This window comes from Allobosea sp. TBD101, from assembly GCF_059817965.1.
In genome coordinates, this window is record NZ_CM187543.1 from 89,391 (window position 1) to 111,791 (window position 22,401).

Annotated in this window: 23 protein-coding genes; 9 read left to right on the forward strand and 14 right to left on the reverse strand. The window is 66.6% G+C overall.

The features are described 5' to 3' along the window. Window positions 1-75: 75 nt before the first annotated feature. Together AC6RIC_RS00415 and AC6RIC_RS00420 are read left to right on the forward strand one after the other, a co-directional pair. Window positions 76-675 carry a helix-turn-helix domain-containing protein gene (locus AC6RIC_RS00415; RefSeq protein WP_499734689.1) on the forward strand — a complete coding sequence of 200 codons (600 nt, stop codon included), beginning with the start codon at window positions 76-78 and terminating at the stop codon, window positions 673-675. Then, complete coding sequence (locus AC6RIC_RS00420; protein WP_499734690.1) at window positions 672-1,208, forward strand: GNAT family N-acetyltransferase; 537 nt, start codon at window positions 672-674, stop codon at window positions 1,206-1,208. The genes AC6RIC_RS00415 and AC6RIC_RS00420 overlap by 4 nt, the downstream gene beginning before the upstream one ends. Window positions 1,209-1,354: 146 nt before the next feature. On the opposite strand, the gene AC6RIC_RS00425 is transcribed toward AC6RIC_RS00420, so the two are convergent. Then, complete coding sequence (locus AC6RIC_RS00425; RefSeq protein ID WP_454654201.1) at window positions 1,355-1,603, reverse strand: DUF3297 family protein; 249 nt, start codon at window positions 1,601-1,603, stop codon at window positions 1,355-1,357. 88 nt (window positions 1,604-1,691) lie between these two features. Next, the gene (gene hrcA, locus AC6RIC_RS00430; RefSeq protein ID WP_499734691.1) at window positions 1,692-2,777 is read right to left on the reverse strand and encodes a heat-inducible transcriptional repressor HrcA; all 1,086 of its coding nucleotides are present in this window, start codon (window positions 2,775-2,777) and stop codon (window positions 1,692-1,694) included. A gap of 143 nt (window positions 2,778-2,920) precedes the next feature. Between hrcA and rph the strand changes: the two genes are divergently transcribed. The 3 genes from rph to hemW all read left to right on the forward strand — a co-directional run bounded on the left by rph (window position 2,921) and on the right by hemW (window position 5,615). After that, window positions 2,921-3,637 carry a ribonuclease PH gene (gene rph / locus AC6RIC_RS00435; protein ID WP_454654203.1) on the forward strand — a complete coding sequence of 239 codons (717 nt, stop codon included), beginning with the start codon at window positions 2,921-2,923 and terminating at the stop codon, window positions 3,635-3,637. 134 nt (window positions 3,638-3,771) lie between these two features. Next, window positions 3,772-4,419 (forward strand): RdgB/HAM1 family non-canonical purine NTP pyrophosphatase, encoded by a 648-nt coding sequence (gene rdgB / locus AC6RIC_RS00440; protein WP_499734692.1) that lies wholly within the window; start codon window positions 3,772-3,774, stop codon window positions 4,417-4,419. After that, window positions 4,416-5,615, forward strand: a complete 1,200-nt coding sequence (gene hemW, locus AC6RIC_RS00445; protein WP_499734693.1) for a radical SAM family heme chaperone HemW — start codon at window positions 4,416-4,418, stop codon at window positions 5,613-5,615. Before rdgB ends, hemW begins: the two co-directional genes overlap by 4 nt. 131 nt (window positions 5,616-5,746) lie before the next feature. On the opposite strand, the gene AC6RIC_RS00450 is transcribed toward hemW, so the two are convergent. From AC6RIC_RS00450 to ugpB, 5 genes are all read right to left on the reverse strand, one after another. Beyond that, the gene (locus AC6RIC_RS00450) at window positions 5,747-6,826 is read right to left on the reverse strand and encodes a sn-glycerol-3-phosphate import ATP-binding protein UgpC (protein WP_499734694.1); all 1,080 of its coding nucleotides are present in this window, start codon (window positions 6,824-6,826) and stop codon (window positions 5,747-5,749) included. Window positions 6,827-6,833: 7 nt separating this feature from the next. Beyond that, entirely contained in the window at window positions 6,834-7,682 is an 849-nt protein-coding gene (gene ugpE, locus AC6RIC_RS00455; RefSeq protein ID WP_454654208.1) for a sn-glycerol-3-phosphate ABC transporter permease UgpE, read from the reverse strand. Next, window positions 7,682-8,431, reverse strand: a complete 750-nt coding sequence (locus AC6RIC_RS00460) for a creatininase family protein (RefSeq protein WP_454654210.1) — start codon at window positions 8,429-8,431, stop codon at window positions 7,682-7,684. The genes ugpE and AC6RIC_RS00460 overlap by 1 nt, the downstream gene beginning before the upstream one ends. Beyond that, window positions 8,431-9,312 carry a sn-glycerol-3-phosphate ABC transporter permease UgpA gene (ugpA, locus tag AC6RIC_RS00465; RefSeq protein ID WP_454654211.1) on the reverse strand — a complete coding sequence of 294 codons (882 nt, stop codon included), beginning with the start codon at window positions 9,310-9,312 and terminating at the stop codon, window positions 8,431-8,433. The genes AC6RIC_RS00460 and ugpA overlap by 1 nt, the downstream gene beginning before the upstream one ends. 76 nt (window positions 9,313-9,388) lie before the next feature. Beyond that, window positions 9,389-10,714, reverse strand: coding sequence for a sn-glycerol-3-phosphate ABC transporter substrate-binding protein UgpB (gene ugpB / locus AC6RIC_RS00470; RefSeq protein WP_454654213.1), 1,326 nt, complete (start codon window positions 10,712-10,714; stop codon window positions 9,389-9,391). Between the two features lie 225 nt (window positions 10,715-10,939). Between ugpB and AC6RIC_RS00475 the strand changes: the two genes are divergently transcribed. Next, window positions 10,940-12,118, forward strand: a complete 1,179-nt coding sequence (locus AC6RIC_RS00475) for a fumarylacetoacetate hydrolase family protein (RefSeq protein WP_499734695.1) — start codon at window positions 10,940-10,942, stop codon at window positions 12,116-12,118. Window positions 12,119-12,353: 235 nt separating this feature from the next. After that, window positions 12,354-13,997, forward strand: coding sequence for a hypothetical protein (locus tag AC6RIC_RS00480; protein WP_499734696.1), 1,644 nt, complete (start codon window positions 12,354-12,356; stop codon window positions 13,995-13,997). Window positions 13,998-14,109: 112 nt separating this feature from the next. Here AC6RIC_RS00480 and AC6RIC_RS00485 read toward each other — a convergent pair whose 3' ends face one another. Next, window positions 14,110-15,006 (reverse strand): methylated-DNA--[protein]-cysteine S-methyltransferase, encoded by an 897-nt coding sequence (locus tag AC6RIC_RS00485; RefSeq protein ID WP_499736669.1) that lies wholly within the window; start codon window positions 15,004-15,006, stop codon window positions 14,110-14,112. Between the two features lie 312 nt (window positions 15,007-15,318). Between AC6RIC_RS00485 and AC6RIC_RS00490 the strand changes: the two genes are divergently transcribed. Then, on the forward strand, window positions 15,319-15,939 hold the full coding sequence (locus tag AC6RIC_RS00490; protein ID WP_499734697.1) for a class I SAM-dependent DNA methyltransferase: 621 nt from the start codon (window positions 15,319-15,321) through the stop codon (window positions 15,937-15,939). Here the strand turns inward: AC6RIC_RS00490 and AC6RIC_RS00495 are convergent. Then, entirely contained in the window at window positions 15,924-16,451 is a 528-nt protein-coding gene (locus AC6RIC_RS00495) for a DUF2244 domain-containing protein (RefSeq protein ID WP_454654217.1), read from the reverse strand. The genes AC6RIC_RS00490 and AC6RIC_RS00495 overlap by 16 nt on opposite strands. A 47-nt stretch (window positions 16,452-16,498) precedes the next feature. On the opposite strand from AC6RIC_RS00495, the gene nth reads away from it, so the two are divergent. Continuing rightward, the gene (gene nth / locus AC6RIC_RS00500) at window positions 16,499-17,173 is read left to right on the forward strand and encodes an endonuclease III (RefSeq protein ID WP_454654218.1); all 675 of its coding nucleotides are present in this window, start codon (window positions 16,499-16,501) and stop codon (window positions 17,171-17,173) included. An 82-nt stretch (window positions 17,174-17,255) separates the two neighbouring features. Here the strand turns inward: nth and AC6RIC_RS00505 are convergent, their stop codons facing one another. From AC6RIC_RS00505 to deoC, 5 genes are all read right to left on the reverse strand, one after another. Continuing rightward, window positions 17,256-17,618: an SPW repeat protein gene (locus AC6RIC_RS00505; RefSeq protein WP_499734698.1), complete on the reverse strand. Its 363-nt coding sequence runs from the start codon at window positions 17,616-17,618 to the stop codon at window positions 17,256-17,258. 190 nt (window positions 17,619-17,808) lie between these two features. Beyond that, a complete protein-coding gene (locus AC6RIC_RS00510) occupies window positions 17,809-19,170 on the reverse strand; it encodes an esterase-like activity of phytase family protein (protein ID WP_499734699.1) in 1,362 nt (453 codons plus the stop codon). Window positions 19,171-19,371: 201 nt separating this feature from the next. Further along, a complete protein-coding gene (locus AC6RIC_RS00515) occupies window positions 19,372-20,316 on the reverse strand; it encodes a 2-hydroxyacid dehydrogenase (protein ID WP_499734700.1) in 945 nt (314 codons plus the stop codon). Further along, complete coding sequence (deoA, locus tag AC6RIC_RS00520; protein WP_499734701.1) at window positions 20,313-21,638, reverse strand: thymidine phosphorylase; 1,326 nt, start codon at window positions 21,636-21,638, stop codon at window positions 20,313-20,315. The genes AC6RIC_RS00515 and deoA overlap by 4 nt, the downstream gene beginning before the upstream one ends. Then, window positions 21,638-22,399: a deoxyribose-phosphate aldolase gene (deoC, locus tag AC6RIC_RS00525; protein WP_499734702.1), complete on the reverse strand. Its 762-nt coding sequence runs from the start codon at window positions 22,397-22,399 to the stop codon at window positions 21,638-21,640. The genes deoA and deoC overlap by 1 nt, the downstream gene beginning before the upstream one ends. Window positions 22,400-22,401: the final 2 nt, after the last annotated feature.

The following is a 22,401-nucleotide window of genomic DNA, read 5'->3' on the forward strand; positions in this document are numbered from 1 at the left end:
CGGGATGACGGCGGAGAGTTTCGAAATCTCCAAATGCAACTTGCAAATTCCAATATCTAAGAATTATTCTCAGCCATGGAGTTCGACCACGATACCGAGATCGACCGCATGCTCGGGCAGCGCCTCAAGGCTGCCCGCCAGCGCCATGGCCTGACGCTCGACGTGCTTGCCGAGCGCAGCGGTGTCAGCCGAGCGATGATCTCCCGCGTCGAGCGCGGCGAATCGAGCCCGACTGCGGCGCTGCTGGTCCGGCTCGGCTCCGGGCTCGGTCTCTCGCTCTCGGCCTTGCTGGAGGAGAATGCAGGAAGCGGGCCGCTGGCGCGCCACGACGCCCAGCCGGTCTGGCGCGATCCGACGAGCGGTTATCTGCGCCGCAACGTTTCGCCGCGTGGAACGGGGTCGGGCTTCGAGATCGTCGAGGTGGAGCTTCCGGCCGGAGCCGAGGTGAGGCTCGACAATGCGACGGGCGCCGCCGCGCTCGACCAGCAGATCTGGGTGCTGCGCGGCCGGCTCGACCTCACCGTCGAAGGCATCCGCCACGAGCTCGCCGAGGGCGACTGCCTGCAGATGCATCTGCGCGGCCCGATCATCTACCGCAATCCGGGCGACGCGCCCGTCCGCTACGCCGTCATCCTCGCTGCGAGAAGCGGCGCCTTTCCGGGACATATCGCATGAACGCGACCAGCCTCGCCGCTTCCATCGAAACGCTCGACGCCAAGGCTACCGAGGGGGCCATCCCGGCGCTGGCGGAAATCCTGCGCGACAGCGTCGCCAACGGCGCCTCGGTCGGCTTCATGAACTGGAATATGGCCGCCGATTACGAGCGCTTCTGGCGCGATGTCGCGGCAGGCGTCGCGAGCGGGCAGATCATCCTGCTGGCTGCGCGAAACGGCGACGGCCTCGTCGGCACCGCCCAGCTCCACCTGATCGGCAAGCCGAACCAGCCGCACCGCGCCGAGATCGCCAAGGTGCTGGTGCATTCGCGTGCGCGCCGACAAGGCATCGGCGAGGCGCTGATGCAGCGCGCCGAGGCGATCGCGCGGGAAAAAGGCCGCGACCTCTTGGTACTCGACACGGACGAGCACGGCGCGGCGCGGCGACTCTACAACCGATTGGGCTGGACCGAGGCCGGCACCATCCCGCGCTATGCGCTGATGCCGGATGGCGCCGATTGCGGCTCGACGTTTTTCTACAAGAGCCTGGCTTGAGCCACCGTTGTCATTCCGGGGCACGCCGCAGGCGTGAACCCGGAACCCACGACTGGGTGAGGCATTTGACATCCCACGACTAGCGGCTCGCCCAGTCGTGGTTTCCGGGTCCTTCGCTACGCGAAGCCCCGGAATGACAAGAAGGCTCAGCCCTCGGCGTTGCCGCGGACATAAGGCTCGACCGGGCCTTTGAGCGTGATCGTCATCGGACGGCCGAAGCGGTCCTTGGCGGTGCCGGCGGCGACCTTCACCCAGCCTTCGGAGACGCAATATTCCTCGACATTGGTCTTCTCGACGCCCTTGAAGCGGATGCCGATGTCACGGGCCAGCACCTCTTCATTGTAGAAGGGGCTCTCGGGATTGACGGAAAGACGGTCGGGAAGCTGCTCGGACATGGCTCGCACCTGAATTGCGGAAAGGAATGATTTGCCCGCTCGATAGCCGCTTCCGCCCGCAAAGCCAACTCAGGGCCTCGAGGCTGGCCTAGCGGCTGCCGTCGAGCAGGCGGCCGACGACCTTGGCGGTGTAGTCGACCATCGGGACGATGCGAGCATAGTTCAGGCGCGTCGGGCCGATAATGCCGACGACGCCGACGATGCGCTGCTCGGCGTCGCGGAAAGGCGCGGCGACCATCGATGACCCCGACATCGAGAACAGCTTGTTCTCCGAGCCGATGAAGATGCGCACACCGTCGCCATCCTCGGCCCGGGTCAAGAGGTCGATGACGTCGGTCTGCGTCTCCAGATCGCCGAAGAGCATGCGGATGCGCTCGAGGTCCTCCTGCGCCCGGAGATCGTCGAGCAGGTTGGCCTGGCCGCGCACGATGAGATGGCGGTCGCTGCCGGGGCCGGCCTGGGTCGCGATGCCGCTTTCGACGAGGCGGGCCGTCAGCACGTCGAGCTCGCGCTCCATCAGTTCGCGCTGCCCGCCGATCTCGCCGCGCAGTTCGGCCAGCGTCTTGCCGAGGATACGGGCGTTGAGGAAATTCGCGGCCTCGCTCAGTGCCGAGGCCGGGAGGCCGGGCGGCAAAGCCAGCAGGCGGTTCTCGACCGTGCCGTCCTCGGAGACGAGCACGACCAGCGCGCGAGCAGGGTCGAGCCGGACGAACTCGATATGCTTCAGCCGGACATCGGCCTTGGTGGTGACGACGACGCCGGCGCCGCGCGACAGGCCGGAGAGCAGGGCCGAGGCTTCGGTCAGGGTCTGGTCGAGATTGCGGTTGCTGGCAGCGACCCTGATCTGCGCCTCGATGCGCGAGCGCTCCTCGGTCGTGAGGTTGCCGACCTCCATCATCGCGTCGACAAAGAAGCGCAGGCCCCTCTCCGTGGGCAAGCGCCCGGCGGAAGTGTGCGGCGCATAGATCAGGCCGGCCATTTCGAGGTCGGTCATGACGTTGCGCACCGTCGCGGGCGACAGCGCCCTCGGCAGCAGGCGCGCGATATTGCGCGAGCCGACGGGCTCCCCCGTCGTCAGATAGCCGTCGACGATCTGGCGAAAAATCTCGCGCGAGCGCTGGTCGGTCTCGACCAGGCTGCTCATCGTCTCGGGGCGGGGCGTATGGGCGCTCATGAACCTTTTCAGGCGAACCGTCGTTCTCGTCCTATTGTCGTCATGCAAGGCGCAGGGATCAAGGGGCAGAACTGCTCCGTACCTTGCCGCGTGCGGCGCAAACGCCTACAAGCCGCCACTTCCCCGCAAGACAGGAATATTTCATGCGACCCTCCAAACGCGCCGCCGACGAGATGCGCAAGGTCACGCTCGAACGCGGCGTGGTGCGCTATGCCGAGGGTTCCTGCATGGTGACGTTCGGCGAGACCAAGGTGCTCTGCGCCGCGACCGTCGAAGAAAAGGGGCCGCCGTGGCTGCGCGGCACCGGCAAGGGCTGGGTCACCGCCGAGTATTCGATGCTGCCGCGCGCCACGCATGAGCGCACGCGCCGCGAGGTCACCTCCGGCAAGCCCTCCGGCCGCACGCAGGAAATCCAGCGCCTGATCGGCCGTTCCCTGCGCGCCGTGGTCGACCTGACCGCGATCGGCGAGCGCCAGATCGTCGTCGATTGCGACGTGCTCCAGGCCGATGGCGGCACCCGCACCGCCTCGATCACCGGCGCCTGGGTCGCGCTGCACGATGCGCTGAAATGGATGGAAGGGCGCGGCCTGCTCAAGGGCACGAACCCGCTCAAGGACCATGTCGCCGCGATCTCCTGCGGCATCGTCGCCGGCAACCCGGTGATCGATCTCGACTATGTCGAGGATTCCGGCGCGCAGACAGACGCGAACTTCGTCATCACCGGCTCCGGCGGCATCGTCGAGGTGCAGGGCACCGCCGAAGGCGCGCCCTTCTCCGAGGAGGAGCTTTTGTCGCTGCTGAAGCTCGCCAAGGGCGGCGTCTCCCAGCTCGTCACACTGCAGAAGGCGGCGGTGGCGTAGTCATCGTCATAGAACACGGCGTCATCCCGGACGCAGCGAAGCGGAGATCCGAGATCCATTGTAGAGTGGGACGCTCTTCGATGGATCCCGGGTCAAGCCCGGGATGACGGCGTGGTTCCAGAGGATAAGAAGAGATGTCGGAGCACCGCCTCCTCACCGGCAAGGTCGTGATCGCGACCCATAACCAGGGCAAGTTGCGCGAGATGCGCGAATTGCTGGCGCCCTATGGCATCGAGCTCGTCTCGGCCGGGGAGCTCGGCCTGCCCGAGCCGGTCGAGGACGGCACCATGTTCTCGGAGAACGCGGCGATCAAGGCGGTTGCCGCCGCGAGCGCCAGCGGACTGCCGGCGCTCTCCGACGACTCGGGCATCTGCATCGACGCGCTCGACGGCGCGCCCGGACTGTTCTCTGCCAACTGGGCGGGACCGGGCAAGGATTTCGCCCCGGCAATCGGGCGGGTGCAGATGGAACTCGCCAAGCGCGGCGCGATCACGCCGGAGAAACGCAAGGCGCATTTCGTCTCGGCCCTGGTGATCGCCTGGCCGGACGGCCATCAGGAATTGTTCGAGGGCCGCGTCTTCGGCACGGTGACCGAGCAGGCGCGGGGCCTCGGCGGCTTCGGCTACGATCCGGTCTTCCTGCCGGAGGGCCACGAGAAGACCTTCGGCGAAATGACGGCCGAGGAGAAGCACGGCATTCCGGCCGATGGCTCGCCCGGCCTGTCGCATCGCGCGCGCGCCTTCCATGAGCTGGCAGCCGCCTGCCTGAGGAAACCGGCGTGAGCGCCCCGGCCGCCCTCGCAGCGCGGCCTTCCATCCTGCATCCGACCGCGGATGCGGGCTTCGCCGTCTATGTGCATTGGCCGTTCTGCCTGGCCAAATGCCCCTATTGCGACTTCAACTCCCATGTCCGGCTGCAGCCGCCGGACCAGCAGCGCTATATCGCCGCCTTCCGCCGCGAGATCGCGCACCGGGCCGCGCTGGTGCCGGGCCGCACGGTGTCCTCGATCTTCTTCGGTGGCGGCACGCCCTCGCTGATGGAGGGCCGCACGGTCGGCGCGATCCTCGACGCCATCGGCGAGCATTGGGCTGTCGACCCCAATTGCGAGGTCTCGCTGGAGGCCAATCCGACCAGCGTCGAGGCCGGGCGCTTCCGCGATTTCCGGGCGGCCGGCGTCAACCGCGTCTCGCTCGGGGTGCAGGCGCTGAACGATGCCGATCTCAAGGCGCTCGGCCGGATGCATTCGGCCGAGGAGGCGCTCGCCGCCGTCGCGATCGCGCGCCAGTATTTCGAGCGCTACTCCTTCGACCTGATCTATGCCCGCTCGCCCTTGCAGACGCCCGCCCTGTGGCGCGCCGAGCTGGAGCTGGCGATCAGCCATGCGGCCGAACATCTCTCGCTCTACCAGCTGACGATCGAGCCCGGCACCGCCTTCGAACGGCTGTTCCGTTCCGGCAAGCTCGCCATTCCCGACCATGATGCGGGCGCTGCGCTCTACGAGACGACGCAGGAGATCACGGCCAAGCACGGCCTGCCGGTCTACGAGATATCGAACCATGCCCGGCCGGGGGCAGAGTGCCGGCACAACCTCGTCTATTGGCACTATGGCGAGTACGCCGGAATCGGCCCCGGCGCCCACGGCCGGCTGGTGACGAGCGAAGGCCGCATGGCGCATTCGACGGAGAAGCGGCCGGAAGTCTGGCTCGAACGCGTCGAGGCCGAGGGCCATGCGCTGGTCGAGGACGAGCGCCTCAGCGCGGAAGCCCAGGGCGACGAGTACCTGCTGATGGGGCTTCGCCTCGTCGAGGGCATCGATCCCAAGGTGTTCAAGGCGCTGGCCGGACGTGCGCTCAACGCCAAGCGCGTTGCCAGCCTGATCGAGCAGAAGCTGCTGATGGAGCGTGCGGGCGGGCGGCTCGCGGCGACGCCCGACGGCGCGCTGCTACTCGACGCGCTGGTGGCTGATCTGGCGGCTTGAGCTAGGCCGAGCTTACAGCTTCATGCTCGCCCTTGTGGCGAGCATCCACGTCTTGAACACCGCATGACACGAATGAAGACGTGGATGGTCGGGACGAGCCCGACCATGACGAAGAGCGCGAAATGCGCCCCTCAGCCCTTCCCCAGCCGCGCGCCCGTCTTCGGGTCGAAGACATGGACCTTGTCGGGATCGACAGTGATCCAGAGCCGGCCTTCCTGCGCCGCGACCTCCCCGGTCGCCGCCTGCATCACGAAGGGGTGGCCCGAGAGCTTGCCATGGAAGAGCTGGGTCGCGCCCAGTTCCTCGATGAACTCGACATCGAAGGGCAGCGAGCCCGCCTGCCCTTCCGAGGCGATCTCGACATCCTCGGGGCGCAGGCCGACCTCGACCGGCGCCTGCGCCGCCAGGTCCTCGCGGAGGTCACGAACCTCGATGATGGTGTCGCCGAGCGCGACGATGCCGGAGCCGTCGACGAGGCCGGGCAGGATGTTCATCGGCGGCGAGCCGATGAAGGTGGCGACGAACTTGCTCGCCGGCTTGCGATAGACCTCGGCCGGCAGGCCGATCTGCTCGACCTGGCCTGCATTCATCACGACAAGCTTGTCGGAGAGCGTCATCGCCTCGACCTGATCGTGGGTGACGTAGATCGAGGTGACGCCGAGGGCGCGCTGCAGCTTCTTGATCTCGACGCGCATCTGGACACGCAGCTTGGCGTCGAGGTTCGAGAGCGGCTCGTCGAAGAGGAAGACCTGCGGCTTGCGCACGATGGCGCGGCCCATCGCGACGCGCTGGCGTTGGCCGCCGGAAAGCTGGCGCGGCCGGCGCTCCAGGAAGGGCTCGATCGCGAGGATGCGGGCGGCTTCCTTGACGCGCTTGTCGATCTCGTCCTTCGGCGTGCCGCGGTTGCGCAGTCCGTAGGCCATGTTGTCGTAGATGTTCATATGCGGGTAGAGCGCATAGTTCTGGAACACCATGGCGATATCCCGGTCGGCCGGCTCGACCTGGTTGACGACGCGCTCGCCGATCGCGACCTCGCCGGACGAGATCGTCTCCAGCCCGGCGACCATGCGCAGGAGCGTGGACTTGCCGCAGCCGGAGGGGCCGACGAGGACGCAGAAGCCGCCATCGGGGATGTCGAAGGAGACGCCTTTCACGGCTTCGACGCCGCCGGCATAGACCTTCTTGACGTTGCTGAGAGTGACCTGGGCCATTCGCGGATTACTTCTCGGTTTCGACCAGGCCCTTCACGAAGAGCCTCTGCATGGCGATGACGACGAAGACGGGCGGCAGCATCGCCAGCATGGCGGTGGCCATGGCGAGCTGCCATTCCGTCAGGGCGTCGGCGGTGACGATCATCTTCTTGATGGCGATGACGATGGTCTGCATCGAATCCTTCGTCGTCACCAGAAGCGGCCAGAGATACTGGTTCCAGCCATAGATAAACTGGATGACGAAGAGCGCGGCGATCGTCGTCATCGAGAGCGGGAGCAGCGTGTCCTTGAAGAACCTGAAGGGGCCGGCACCGTCGATCTTCGAGGCTTCGAGCAATTCGTCGGGGATCGTCATGAAGAACTGCCGGAACAGCAGCGTGCCCGTCGCCGAGGCGATCAGCGGGATGGCGAGGCCCTGATAGGTGTCGAGCATGTTCAGGTCGGAGACGATCTTGAAGGTCGGGAAGATGCGAACCTCGACCGGGAGCATCAGCGTGATGAAGATGATCCAGAACGCCGCCATGCGGAACGGGAAGCGGTAATAGACCACCGCATAGGCCGAGAGCACGGAGATGAAGATCTTTCCGAGCGCGATCGTGATCGCCATGATGAAGGAGTTCACCATCATCCCGATCACCGGCTCGCGCGTCGTGCTCGAGGTGCCGACGAAGAGGATGCGCTTGTAGTTCTCCAGGAAATACGGGCCGGGATAGAGCGGCATCTGGCCGTTGATCACGGTCGCGGCGTCCCAGGTCGAGGCGACGAAGGTCAGCCAGACCGGGAAGGCGACGATCAGCACGCCGATCGTCAGGATGACATAGGCGATCGCGTCGCCCAGGCGGCGGTCTTCGACCATCAGGCGGCCCTCCCCATTTCGCGCAGCAATCCGGCCAGCGCGTCCGCACAGGCATCGAGGCAGGCCTGCCCCTTCTCGGGCGTGGCACGGCGGGCATCGCCGATCACACCGGTCTCGGTCATCTCCCGGAAGGAGCGGTGGCGCGAGACGGTCGGCCGCCCCGGCAGGCCGTCGCGGGCGCCGAAGGCCTCGGCCAGGCGCGGCTCGCGCACCGAGCCCGGCGCCAGCACCATCATCATCGAGGTCTCGACCTCGCAGGCATGCTGGACGCCCTTCTGGTCTTCAAGCAAGGGCGGGAACGCGTCCTGCGCCAGCATGAAATAGGTCGTCGCCTCGACATGCAGCCGTGTCTCGCGGGCGAAGTCGGGCAGGAAGGCGGTGAGCGCGGCGATGTTGCCGCCATGGCCATTGACGATCAGCACGCGGTGGAAGCCGTGGCGCTCGATGCTCCTGAGGAAGGCGAGCAACACCGCGCGATAGGTCGGGATGTCGAAGGTGAAGGTGCCGCCGAAGGCCATGTGATGCTCGGCCATGCCGCACCAGAGCGTCGGCGCGACGACGACGTCGACATCGCCGGCGCGCTCGGCCGCCGCCTTGCAGACGCCGCTGCACAGGATCGTGTCGACGCCGACAGGCAGATGCGGACCATGCTGCTCGATCGAAGCCACCGGCAGGACGACGATCGTGTCGGTCGCCGCCTTGGCGCGCAACTCCTCGGCAGTGAGGTCCATCCAGAGCACGGAGGACATCAGTAGCTGACCTTGCGCTCGATGAAGCGGAACTGCACCGCCGTCAGCCCGATCACCATGATCAGCAGCAGCACCGACTGGGCCGCCGAGCCGCCGAGATTGGAGCCGCCCTTGCCGTCCGAGAAGACCTTGTAGACCAGCGTCTCGGTCGCGCCCGAGGGGCCGCCTCCGGTCACCGTGTCGATGATGCCGAAGGTGTCGAAGAAGACGTAGACGATGTTGACGACGAGCAGGAAAAAGGTCGTCGGCGAGAGCAGCGGGAAGACGATGGTCCAGAACCGGCGCATCGGCCGGGCGCCGTCGATCACCGCCGCCTCGATCACGCTTTTCGGAATCGATTGCAGGCCGGCGAGGAAGAACAGGAAATTATAGCTGATCTGCTTCCAGGTCGCGGCCAGGATGACCAGCAGCATGGCGTGGTTGCCGTTGAGCCGCGGATTCCACGGGACGCCAAGCGATTGCAGGCCGCGGGCGAGCATGCCGAGCGAGGGATCGAACATGAAGATCCAGAGCACGCCGGCGATCGCGGGCGCCACCGCATAAGGCCAGATCAGCAGCGTCTTGTAGACCTCGGCGCCCCGGATCTGGCGGTCCGCCATCACGGCGAAAAGCAGCGCGATCGAGAGCGAAAACACGCAGACGAAGGTCGAGAAGACAGCCGTGTTGATGAAGGCCTTGAGGTAGCCGGGATCGGCGAAGAGCATCTGGTAGTTTTCGAACCAGACGAATTCCGTCGATGTGCCGAAGGCATCCTCGAGCAGGAAGCTCTGCCAGACCGCCTGGGTCGCCGGCCAGTAGAAGAACACGACGGTGATGGCGAGCTGCGGCAGAAGCAGCAGGAAGGGGATCGTCAGCCCCTTGAAGTATGCATTCTTCTGCATCGGCTTCCCTGGAACGAGACGGCCATCCCGGATGGAGAGTGTCCGGGATGGCCTTGGGTTTTCAAGAGCTAAGCGTTTAGCGGGCCGCGGTGCGCTCGAACTGGCGCAGCATCTGGTTGCCGCGCTCGGCCGCCGCATCCAGTGCCGCCTGCGGCGACTTCTGGCCGTTCAGCGCCGCCTCCAGCTCCTCCGACCAGATGTCGCGGATCTGGACCAGGCTGCCGTAGCGCAGGCCCTTCGAGTTGTCGGTCGGAGCCTTGTTGGTCAGCTCGAGGATCGGGGTCTCGAGATAGGGCTTGTCCTTGTAGAAGCCGGACGCCTTGACCTTCTCGTAGGCCGCCTTGGTGATCGGCAGGTAGCCCGACTCGGTATGCAGCTTCACCTGGCGATCGACATTCGAGAGGAAGGTGAAGAACTTCGCGACGCCCTTGTACTCGTCGGCCTTCTTGCCACCCATCACCCAGAGCGAAGCGCCGCCGATGATCGAGTTCTGCGGAGCGCCCTGCACGTCGGGATAATACGGCATCGCGGCATTGCCCCAGTCGAACTTGGCGTTCGCCCTGACATTGCCGAAGAAGCCCGAGGAGGTCAGGAAGATCGGGCATTCGCCCGAGGTGAAGCGGCCTTCGCCATTGTTGGTGCGACCGGAATAGTCATAGGTCTTGTCCTTCTGCAGCTCGACCAGATTGGTCCAGTGCTTGAGGAAAGCCGGGCTCTTGTTGAAGTTCAGCACGGCGTCGAAGCCGGCCATGCCGTTGACCTTGGTCGAGAGCGCCACGTTATGCCAGGCGCCGAACTGCTCGATATTGGCCCAGGTCGCCCAGGCGTTCGAGACGCCGCACTTGTCGTAGCCGGCGGCCTTCAGCTTCTTGGCGGCCGCGAAGGTGTCGGGCCAGGTCTTCGGCGGCTTCTCGGGGTCGAGGCCCGCCTTCTTGAAGGCGTCCTTGTTGTACCACATCACCATCGACGAGGAGTTGAACGGCATCGAGAGCATGTCGCCCTTGGCCGTCGAGTAATAGCCGGTGATGGCGGGCAGATAGGCGGTCGGGTCGAACTTCTCGCCGGCTTCCTTCATGACCTCGTGGACCGGCTTGATCGCGCCCTTGGCCGACATCATCGTGCCGGTGCCGACCTCGAAGACCTGCAGGATGTGCGGGGCCTGGCCGGCGCGGAAGGCGGCGATGCCGGCGTTCAGCGTGTCGGGATAGGAACCCTTGTAAACGGGAACGACCTTGTAGTCCTTCTGCGAGGCGTTGAAGTCCTCGGAGAGCTTGACGACGACGTCGTTGTTGGCGCCGGTCAGCGCGTGCCACCACTGGATCTCGGTCTGCGCCAGGGCCGGCGCGGCACCGGCCAGCGCGAAGGCAGCGACCGACATCAGGATGCGCGATTTGATGCTCATGGAATGTCTCCCTTCCGCAGGCGGGCGCCGCCGCGGTTCTTGTCGTTGGTGCGCAAGCTAGCATGAAGCGCAGGCGACATTTCAATGACAAATCGATGACGACCGGCGCAATCCGCCTTAGGTCTGGGTCCGGCCCGGCATGAATCGCGCCGGCCTCTCGCTTGCACATTCCGGCATAACCGGCTGATCTGCGCTCCCGACCCGAATCCGCCCGTGGATGCCGCCATGCCCAGTCTCGACCTCGCCATGACCACGACCCTGCCCGCGGATGCCGATGCGGCGGCGCTGGCCGGCCGCGTCTGGCGGCCCGATCTCGGCGGCCCGGCCGTGGTGACGCTCCGCGGCGGACAGGTCGTCGACGTGACCCGGAGCTTCCCCACCAGCCGGGATCTCTGCGAGAGCGCCGACCCGGCCGCAGCCCTGCGCGCAGCCGAGGGCGAGGCGATCGGTTCGTTAGCCGACATTCTCGCCAACACGCCTGTGGATGGCCGCGATCCGCAGCGCCCCTGGCTGCTCTCCCCGCTCGACCTGCAAGCGGTGAAGGCGGCCGGCGTCACCTTCGCTGTCTCGATGCTGGAGCGCGTGATCGAGGAGAAGGCACGCGGCAACCCGGCCGCGGCTGCAACGATCCGCACCGAGATCGGCAAGCTGATCGGCGACGACCTGTCGAAGCTCAAGCCCGGCTCGCCCGAGGCGATGCATCTCAAGGAGGTGCTGATCAAGCAGGGCGCCTGGAGCCAATATCTCGAAGTCGGCATCGGGCCGGACGCCGAGATCTTCACCAAGGCCCCGCCGATGTCGACGGTCGGCACCGGCGCGGATGCCGGCCTGCATCCGGCCTCGAGCTGGAACAATCCCGAGCCCGAAATCGTGCTGGTCGTCGCCTCGGACGGACGCATCGTCGGCGCCACGCTCGGCAACGACGTCAACCTGCGCGATGTCGAGGGCCGCTCGGCGCTCCTGCTCGGCAAGGCCAAGGACAACAATGCCGCTGCCGCGGTCGGCCCCTTCATCCGCCTGTTCGATGCCGGCTTCACGCTCGACCATGTCCGCCAGACCACGGTGACGCTGACGGTCGAGGGCGAAGACGGCTTCCGGCTGGAAGGCTCCTCCTCGATCGCAAAAATTAGCCGCGACCCGGCCGATCTCGCCGCGCAGATGATCGGCCCGCATCATCAGTATCCGGACGGGGCGGCGCTCTATCTCGGCACCATGTTCGCGCCGATCAAGGATCGCGACGCGCCCGGCGGCGGCTTCACCCATAAATACGGGGACATCGTCACCATCGCCGCGCTCGAGCTCGGCAGCCTCGTCAACCGGATGAAGCGCACCGACGCCTGCGCGCCCTGGACCTATGGCGCCTCGCATCTGATGCGTTACCTCGCCGGGCGCGGGTTGCTCTGAGCCAATGCCGGGACGGGTAAGCCAAAGCGTAACCACGTCTTGAAGCCGAGGCCTTTAGGTCAAGGTTCTTGCCGAAATCCGGCGAGAGCCTGCCTTTCCGTCAGGTAGCTGGTAAGTTTTTTCTGCCACAGAGCGGGCTGGACCAGGAGGGTTCGGCGTGGCGATGAGCGAGATCGGGAGGAAGAACTCCCAGGTCGACAGCAAACCTGTCGACGGCAAAGGGATGAGGGTGCGCGTGGCCGGCTCGCCTCTCGCCTGGATCATGGCTTTCGCGCTGGCGGCCATCGCCGGCCTGATCTTGCCCCTGCGCCTGCCGCTCGGGCCGAATGCCTGGGACACGGTCGTCTATCTCGACGCGATCCAACGCATCGAGCTCGGCCAGGTCCCCACTGTCGACTTCTTCGCGCCGATCGGCCCGCTCGGCTTCTACCTGGCCGCGGCGCTCGACATTCTCTTCCCCAACGCGCAGCCGATGCTGCTGATCAACTGGGCACTGCTGCCGGTCATGCTGCCGGTGCTGGCCCTGATCGCCCGCGAGGTCTCCCGGCGCTCCCGGCCGCAGGCGCTGGCGCTCGTCCTGCCCTTCCTGCTGTTCGCGGCGCTGCCGATCAACCTGCACGGGCTCTATCCCTCGCCCGGTTTCGACGGCTACGGCTTCTACAACCGCCATGTCGCCCTGCTGCTCTACCTGCTGATCGCCACGCTGATCTTCGTGCAGCGGCGCGGCTTGCAGGTCGGGCTCGTGGCCGCGCTGATGCTGGCGCTGTTCCTGACCAAGATCACCGGCGCGGTCTCCGGCACGCTGCTCGTCGGCTATGCCACGCTCAGCGGGCGGATGCGCTTCCGCGATGCGGTCATCGCCGCCGGCTTCGTCATCCTCGCGCTGGGCGTGCTGGAGCTCGCGACGGGGCTGAGCTCCGCCTATGTCATCGATATCCTGACCCTGCTCGGCCTCAACACCGATACGCTGCTGCCGCGCTTCCTGACCGTGGCCTCGGTCAAGTTCAACGTGATCGGGCCGTCGCTGCTGCTGCTCGCCGTGCTGGCCTATGCCTCCTGGCGCGATGGTTTGCCGGCGACACTCACCAGCTGGCGGGCGCTGGCCGATGCACCGATCGGCTGGTTCGCGGCCGGCCTGTTCGCGCTCGCCCTGTTCGAGACGCAGAACACCGGCTCGCTCGAATTCATCGGGCTGTGGCCGATCCTGCTGCCGCTGCTGCTCGACTGGTGGGAGCGGCGCGAGGACCGCATGCGGCCCGTGGTTCTCGTCCTGACGCTCGCGGTTACGCTGCCGAGTGCCGTGATCTGCCTGGAGCGGGGCATGCGTGCGGTGATGGGCGCGGCGACCTATGTCGCGCTCGACGTGCCCGATCTCGGCCCCCTCGGCCGCATCAGCGTGAAGCGCGACATCGCCGCGCGCGCCGCGGCGATGCTCGACCACTATGCGACGCAGCCGGAAGGCTATCGCGACCTGATCCAGCGCGACATCCTGCCCTCCTATATCCTCTATTCGGAGATCGACTATCAGGCGACCTGGATGCTCGAGATCCAGCAGGCGATCACCGCGATCAAGGCCTGGGAAGCCGCCAACAAGCGCGAGCTCAACGGCTTCTTCACCTTCGATTTCGTCGATCCGCTGAACCGCCTGCTGGAGCGCTCACCGCCGCGCGTCGTGCCCGTCGGCGTCGACCCCGGCCGCAGCACGCCGAACCTCCAGCCGGGGACCATCGAGGCCCTCCGGCAGACGGATGCGATGCTGATGCCGAAATGCCCGGTGACGACGCCGCGCGAGATGATCCGCAGCCATTTCGCCGCCGCGCTCGAAGGGCGCGAGCGGATCGCGCTCGCGCCCTGCTGGGACATGTATCTCAGGAAGTAGGCGGTAGAGCATTTTCGAGCGAAGTGGATACCGGCTCGCGTGAAGAAAATGCGATAAAACAAAGAACTAGAGTGTGCCTGGGTTTCGGAGAAACACGGGCACGCTCTATATATCAGCCGGCCGCCGTCTGCCCGGCTTCCCAGCCGAGGATGGCGCGCTTGCGCGTCAGGCCCCAGTGATAGCCGGTCAACGCGCCGGACTTGCCGATGACGCGGTGGCAAGGGACCACGAAGGAGATCGGGTTCTTGCCGACCGCCATGCCAACCGCCCGCGCCGCGCTGGGCTTGCCGATATGGCTGGCGACCTCGCCATAGGTGGTGGCGCAGCCGACGGGAATGCGCAGCAGCGTCTCCCAGACCCGGACCTCGAAATCGGTGCCGATCAGCACGACCCGCAGCGGAGTCTCCGGCGACCAGGCCTTGGGCTCGAAGATGCGGCCGGCATAGGGCGCGGTCAGCGCGGGATCATAGTGGTAATCGGCATGGGGCCAGCGCCGCATCATGTCGGCCAGCGCCTCGGCCCGGCCGCCGACGACCTTGCCGCCATCGGCGCTGTTCGAGACCCAGCCAAGGCCGGCGAGGCCGCGATCGGTGATCACCACCAGCGCCTCGCCGAAGGGCGAGACATGGAAGCCGTAGGAGAGCTTCAAGCCCTCGCCACCGGTCTTCCATTCGCCGGGCGACATCGCCTCATGCGTCACGAAGAGATCATGCAGGCGGCCGGGGCCGGAGAGGCCGACCTCGAGCGCCGTGTCGAGGATGCTGGCCGAGGCGGAGAGCAGCCCCTTGGCATGATCGAGCGTGATCGCCTGCAGGAAGGCCTTCGGCGTCAGGCCACACCAGCGCCGGAAGAGATGATGGACATCGGTCGGCGTCGCGCCGGCGGCCTCCGCGATCGCCTCGATCGTCGGCTGCTCGCGCCAGTTATGGGTGATGAAGGAGAGGATACGCCGGACGGTGTCGTAATCCGAGCCGGGCGCGACGGCCGGGAAATCGGCCTCGCTCGGCATGGCCTCGGCGGCACGCGCCAGCACCGCATTGGAGAAGCGCGTCGGGGTCATCGCCGTTTTCATGGAAGCATGAGCGTTCATGGGAGCCTCGCATCATTCGTCATGATGCGAATCTAGGGTCTCCACCATGCCGTTCCCACCCGAAAGCTGGCAAGGGCGGGGTTGCCCTCCACATCGTCCTCACTGATCAGCCTCATCCTGAGGAGCCGCGAAGCGGCGTCTCGAAGGATGGTCCAGATGGTTCAGGAGCCTCCGGGAACATCCTTCGAGACGGCCCTTGCGGGCCTCCTCAGGATGAGGGCTGATAGGGCCATGACTTCTCCCGCCGACGCGATCATCGATCTCTACCAGCGCCATGCCGCCACCTATGACGGCCTGCGCGGCAAGCTGCTGATGGAAGGCCCCTGGCTCGCGCGTTTCCGGGCCCTGCTCGCACCCGACGCGGCGATTCTCGATATCGGCTGCGGCACAGGCCAGCCGATCGCTCGCCATTTCAGCGAACAGGGCCATGCCGTCACCGGCGTCGATTCCGCCGCGGCGATGATCGCCCTGTGCCGGGAGCGTTTTCCCGAGGGCGACTGGCAGGTCACCGACATGCGCAAGCTCGCACTTGGACGCCGTTTCGGCGGACTGATCGCCTGGGATTCGTTCTTCCACCTGACGCCCGATGATCAGCGCGGGATGTTCAAGGTCTTCGCGAACCATGCCGCACCAGGGGCGGCTCTGATGTTCACCAGCGGTCCGGCGCATGGCGAAGCGATCGGCAGCTTCGAGGGCGAGGCGCTCTATCATGGCAGCCTCGATCCAAGGGAATACCGGTCACTGCTGGCAGAGCACGGCTTTGCGGTCATCGACCATGTCGTCGAGGACCCGAGCTGTGGCGGCCATACGATCTGGCTCGCCAAGGCGGAGACAGCTCAGGGCGCCCCGTAATCCGGCCCGCGGCGGGCGCTCGACAGGGCGGAACCCAGCGCATCGGCGAAACCGGCGCGCTCATGCGGCGAGAGCGCGGCGGCGACCGCGACGCTCTGCCCACGCGAGACCAGCTTCAGGCCGAGCAGGCCGTAATCCTCGTCGGTCTGGCGTTCGAGCCTTGTCCAGATCGGATTGAAGCGCCAGACCGTCTCGCGCCCGTGATGCGAAACCTTGCGCAGGAAGACCTCCAGCGGCGTCACCACGATGCGCTCGAAGGCGCGCGCATGCCGGAAATTGACGTGGAAGGCGACAAAGAGCGCGACGACATCGATCCCGAAGAAACCGGCGACCGGCCAGGCACCGAGCACGACGAAGGGGATCGAGGAGATCACGCTCGCCAGGCAGACCAGCGTCATCACGATGCGGAAGCCGTTCCGGCCGAGCGAGCGATGCGGCGTGATCGTGGCGTCGAAGACCGGCCGCTGCGACGCGTCCGCGATCTCGCTGCCAAGGCTCTTGCCGGTGGTCATGCGACGATTATAACGCCGTCATGGATCAGCGGAACAGGCCCCCTCGCATGGCTGCGCCGGCAAAGCGCATCACGTTGCCGCGCGCCCGCAAGCCGGCGGAGATCCGCGAGATCTTCAGCCGCTTCCAGGCCGCCAATCCCGAGCCCAAGGGCGAACTCGACCACACCAACGCCTTCACGCTGCTGGTCGCCGTCGTGCTCTCGGCACAGGCGACCGATGCAGGCGTCAACAAGGCCACCCGCGCCCTCTTCGCCATCGCCGACACGCCGGAGAAGATGCTCGCGCTCGGCGAGGAGGCCGTGCGCGAGTACGTCAAGACGATCGGGCTCTTCCGCACCAAGGCGAAGAACGTGATCGCGCTCTGCGAGAGGCTGATCGCCGAGTTCGGCGGCGAGGTGCCGGCGACCCGCGAGGCGTTGGAGAGCCTGCCCGGCGTCGGCCGCAAGACCGCCAATGTCGTGCTCAACATCGCCTTCGGCGAGATCACCCACGCCGTCGACACCCATGTCTTCCGCATCGCCAACCGCCTGCGCATCGCGCCGGGCAAGAACGTGCTGCAGGTCGAACTCGGGCTGGAAAAGGCCGTGCCGCCCGAGTTCGGACGGCATGCCCATCATTGGCTCATCCTGCACGGGCGCTACACCTGCAAGGCGCTGCGCCCGGAATGCCTGCGCTGCATTCAGAACGACCTCTGCGATTCCGCCGACAAGCGGATCGCTTGAGCTTTCCGCGCAGACAAAGCCCCCGGCGCACAGCGGAGTTCGGGCGCGCCGGGAACCTTCGGATCGGAGCAGAGCGTGCTCCTCAGGCCGTCGCGTGCGGCTCGTGCCGATAATCCCACACTGCCCAGGCCGAAATCCCCGCGATCAGCAAACCGACCACGAGATGGCTCCAGAACGCGTGGAGATGGGTCGTGAAGCCGAGCATCCAGGGCGAGGCCACCAACCAGAGCCCGAGCGCGAGGTTCAGCCACTCTTCCCATTCGGCAAAGGCCGAAATCGCGGCGATCGCGATCAATGCGAGCACAGCGCCGACGATCCAGGCATTGCGCGCCGGCATCACATCGCCGGTATAGCCCATGAACCAGGGTGAGAAGAACAGCAGCGCGGCGAGGATCAGGTTAAGCCAGTCCTGCGTCCGTCCGGTCTTCATATTCGAGGTCATCATGATCACCTCCATCGGTGACGATCATCCAACCACTACGCCTCGCGCATGAGGCGCCAGGTCCCGATTATTATACGATCAGGTCGATAATATTTCAAGAACATATTGGGAACGACAGGTGACCGACCGAAGCCCGTCACCTGTCCAGCGATGTCTTCTGCGCGGCGGCACGACCGAACCGCGGTGAGCGAATTCACTTCGCGTCGAGCAGGTCCTTGACCGAAAGCAGGACCAGTTCGTTGTCGTCGGCCTTCTTCGGATCGCGCGAGGAGGAGAAGGGCAGGTTGTTGTCGTTGCCGACGACGATGATGCCATTGGCGCGATCGACCACGTCGACGTTCTCGATGGTGAAGAACGGGAAGGGCAGCACGCCGTCGATGGCGCCCTGCTTCGCCTTGCCGTCGGGATCGGCGATCTTCATGAGGTCGATGAAGCCGATCTTGCGCACGGGCTTGCCGACATTCACCTCGGTCAACTCGATCTTCACGATGCGCTTGAACTTGGCGAGGTCGTGGAAGCAGTCGGAGCCCTTCTGGCCAGCAGCGCAAGCCTTGTCGGCGGTGCCCTCGCCGTTATCGCGCTCGATGATCAGCGCTGTAGAGCCGTCGATCATGTTGAAATCGCCGATGGCATTGCCCTTCTGCTCCAGGGGATAGAACCAGGAGCGGCCGGTCCACTTCTCGCCCGCGACATCGAATTCGAGGATGCGCAGCACTTCCTTGCCATCGACCTCCTCGTTGCCCTTGGTTTCGGCGTTCCAGAGCGGGCCTTCGAGCAGCGGATAGAGGAAGCGGCCATCCGGCGACTGCGCCATGCCCTCATAGCCCTTGGAACGGCGCACGTTGAAAGCCGGCATCGGCGCGTCGGGCGCGCCGGGCGTGGTGATGGCATAGTGGTCGGGCGAGCGGGCAGGCTTGCCGTCGACCTGTGTCTCGAACACCGCCTCGACCTTGCCGGTGGCGTCGACGCGGATGAGATAGGGGCCGAATTCCTCGCCGATCCAGAACTTGCCGCCGATCGGCTGGATCGATTCAGGATCGAAATCGGCACCGGTCAGGTAGCGCTTTTCCGTGCCTTCCTGGACGATGCGGAACGGCACCTTCTTGTCGGGGTCGTGCAGGAAGGTGGTCGAGAGGCGCTCGACCGCGCCCTTGCCGAAATCGGCCCTGAGGCGATGGAAGAACAGCATCGCGTCCGGCGAATTCGCCTTGGCGCCGAAGCCGTTATCGGTCAGCACGAGGAACTCGCCATTCCCCAGCGAGCGGATGCCGGAAAAACCCTGCACGGGCTGGCCGGCGAAGGGGGTGGAGAGCCCGGTCGGGCGTCCGCCCGAGGTGCCCATCACGGTGCCGACCGCCTCGACGCGCTTGCCGGGCGTGACGAACTTGCCGGAGATCTTGAGATCGGCCGGCGCATCGGCCGGAGCCGGGATGATGGTGTTCGCCGGCAGCAGGGCCTGGCCGACGAGCTTGGCGGGGAATTCCTTCTGGGGCGCCTCGGCTCCGGCGAGAATCGTCGAGGACAGCAACAGGGTGGCAATGATCGGCAGGCGCATGGAATACTCCGGGATGAAGCGAAGCCTTCGCTTCGCCCGTCTCGATTGCGCTGCGACGACAGCTCGGCGACCGTTCCGTGACGGTTGCCGGACCAGATCATCAGACCGAATGAGATATTCAGTCTGATGATCTGGTTTTTCGTTTTTGCATCGGCATTTTCCGAAAACCGGGCCCCACTTTTCGGGCCGATGCCCTAGCGCTCAGTAGCCCCGCGCCGGATCGACCACGTTGATCAGCGGTTCTCCGGCTTCCAGACGTCCGACCTGCATGGCAATCGCCGTGGCGATCGCGGCGGGTTCCGACATCGCCGAGTTATGCGGCGTCACCGTCACGCCCGGATGGCTCCAGAGCCGCGATTCCACCGGCAGCGGCTCGACCTCGAAGACATCGAGCGTCGCGCCCTTGAGCGTGCCGGCATCGAGCGCGGCGAGGATATCGTCCGCGACCTGCAGGCCGCCGCGCCCGGCATTGATCAGGAACGGCCCGCCGAGGCGCCCGTCCTGCGCGAGGCCCGAGAGCATCCCGGCATTGATGATGCCGCGCGTGTCCGGGGTCAGCGGCAACAGGCTGACGAGGATGTCGGTACGGCCCAGGAAAGCCTTCATGCCGTCCTCGCCGGAGAAGGTCTGGAGACCCTCGATCGTCTTGGGCGAACGGCTCCAGCCGGCGACGTCGAAACCCATGACGGCGAGCTTGCGCGCCGCGTCCTGGCCGAGCTCGCCCAGACCCATGATGCCGACGCGGACCGAGCGGGCGGCCGGCTGGTTGCGGTCGTCGTCCCAGCGTTTTTCGCGCTGTTGGCTATCGTAGCGGCGCTGCTGGCGCAGGTAGCTCAGGCAATGCAGGACGATGTACTCGCTCATCCGCGTCGTCAGGTCGGGGTCGACGATGCGCGCGATCGGCACTTCGGGCAGCTTGTCGTCGGCGAAGAGGAAGTCGACGCCGGCGCCCAGCGAGAAGATCGCGGCGAGATTGGGCAGGCCCGTCAGACTGCCGGGCGGGTGCTTCCAGCTCGCGACGTAGTGGACGGCGCGACGGTCGAAGGGCTCGCCGAGGACGACGATCGGCATATCCGGCAGCAGCGCCTGGAAGCGCGCGCGCCAATCCTCGACATGCCAGCCCGTCATGGCCAGAAGCAGACTCATCCCGTAACCCTCTCCGTAACCCGTTCCGCGACCAGCGGGCCGCGCGCCGCACCGTCTCCGATCCGATAGGCCTTGCGCAAGCGCTCGCTCGCCGCTTGGTAACCGGCCTCATTGCGGGCATGGACGATGCCGAGTGGCCGACCCGGCCCCACCGCATCGCCGATCCCCGCCAGCCCGACGATGCCGACGGCATGGTCGATCGGGTCCTGCGGGCGCACGCGGCCGCCGCCGAGCGCCACGACGGCAAGCCCGACGGCGCGCGTGTCGACGGACGCGACCGTCCCGGCCGTTTCGGGATGGACCGGCTTCACGACCGGCGCGGCGACGAGGTGCTTCTGCGGCGCCTCCAGCAGGTCCGCCGGGCCACCGAGCGCCACGATCATGCGGGCGAAGCGCTCGGCCGCGGCGCCGGAGGCGAAAGCCTGCTCGATCTTGGCGCGGGCGGTGTCGAGATCCGGCGCGAGCTTGCCGAGCAGCAGCATCTCGGCTGCGAGCGCGACCGTGACCTCGTGGAAGCGCGGTTCGCGATGGCGCCCGGTGAGATGGTCGAGGGCATAGGCGACCTCGAGCGCATTGCCGGCGGCGGAGGCGAGCGGCTCGCTCATATCGGTGAGGAGCGCAGTGGTCGGCAGGCCCGCGCCGTTGGCGACGCCGACCAGGGCCCGCGCCAGGGCCTGCGCCTTGCCGTAATCCGGCAGGAAGGCGCCGGAGCCGAATTTCACGTCCATGGCGAGGCCGTGCAGGCCGGCGGCGAGCTTCTTCGACAGGATCGAGGAGACCAGCAAGGGAATCGTCTCGACCGTCGCGGTGACGTCGCGAATGGCATAGAGGCGCTTGTCGGCCGGGGCGAGATCGGCAGTCTGGCCGATAATGGCGCAACCCGCCTCCCGCACCACCTTGCGGAAGAGGTCGATGCCCGGTTGCGTGACGTAGCCCGGGACCGCGTCGAGCTTGTCGAGCGTGCCGCCGGTATGGCCGAGGCCGCGGCCTGAGATCATCGGGACATAGCCGCCACAGGCCGCGACCGCCGCCGCCAAGGGCAGGCTCACGGTATCGCCGACGCCGCCGGTCGAATGCTTGTCGAGGGCGGGACCGGGCAGGTCGTCCCAGCGCAGCACCGTGCCGGAATCGCGCATGGCCAGTGTCAGCGCCACGCGCTCGCGCTCGTTCATGCCGTTGAAATAGACCGCCATGGCGAAGGCGGCGGCCTGGCCCTCGCTGACCGAACCGTCCGGCAAACCGGCGATGAGCTGGCGGATATCGGCCTCGGACAGTTCCGCCCCGTCGCGCTTGGCGGCGATGATCTCCTGGGTCAGGCGCATCAATAGCTCCCACGCGGCGCGGCATCGGGCCCGGCGCCATCAATAGCCGCGACGAGCGCGCCGTAGAGGCCGCTGGCGCCGAAGCGGAAGGCTGTCGGCGAGGCCCAGTCGGGCCCCATGATCGCGTCAGCGAGATCGAGGTAGCTTCTGGCGTCGGCGAGCGTCCGGATGCCGCCCGAGGGCTTCAGCCCGACGGGGCGTGAAGTTCCCGCGATGACGCTCAGCATCACGCGCACGGCGGGGATGCTGGCCGAATGCGCGGTCTTGCCGGTCGAGGTCTTGATGAAATCGGCGCCGGCAGCGATGGCCAGCTCCGAGGTGGTCCTGACCTTGTCGAGATCGGGATACTCGCCGGTCTCCAGGATCACCTTCAGCCGCCGCTCGCCGCAAAGCCCCTTGACGTTGCGGATCATCGCTGCCGCCGCCGTGGTCTGGCCGGCAAGGACGGCCCGCCAGGGCAGGACGAGGTCGATCTCGTCGGCGCCGGCGGCGAGTGCCTCTTCCGTCTCGCGCATCGCCGGGGCGATCGGCGTGTCGCCATCGGGAAAGTTAACGACCGTCGCGATGCGGACGGGGCCGTCGCCGAGTTCCGCTCGCGCTGTCGCGACGAAGCGCGGCCACAGGCACACGGCAGCGACCGGCACGGGGCCGGAGACGGCGCGGCGGCAGAGATCGCGCGTGCCTTCCTCGGTGGCATCGTCGGCGAGATCGGTGAGATCGAGCAGGGCGAGCGCGCGCCTGGCGAGATCGGCATCGGACATGA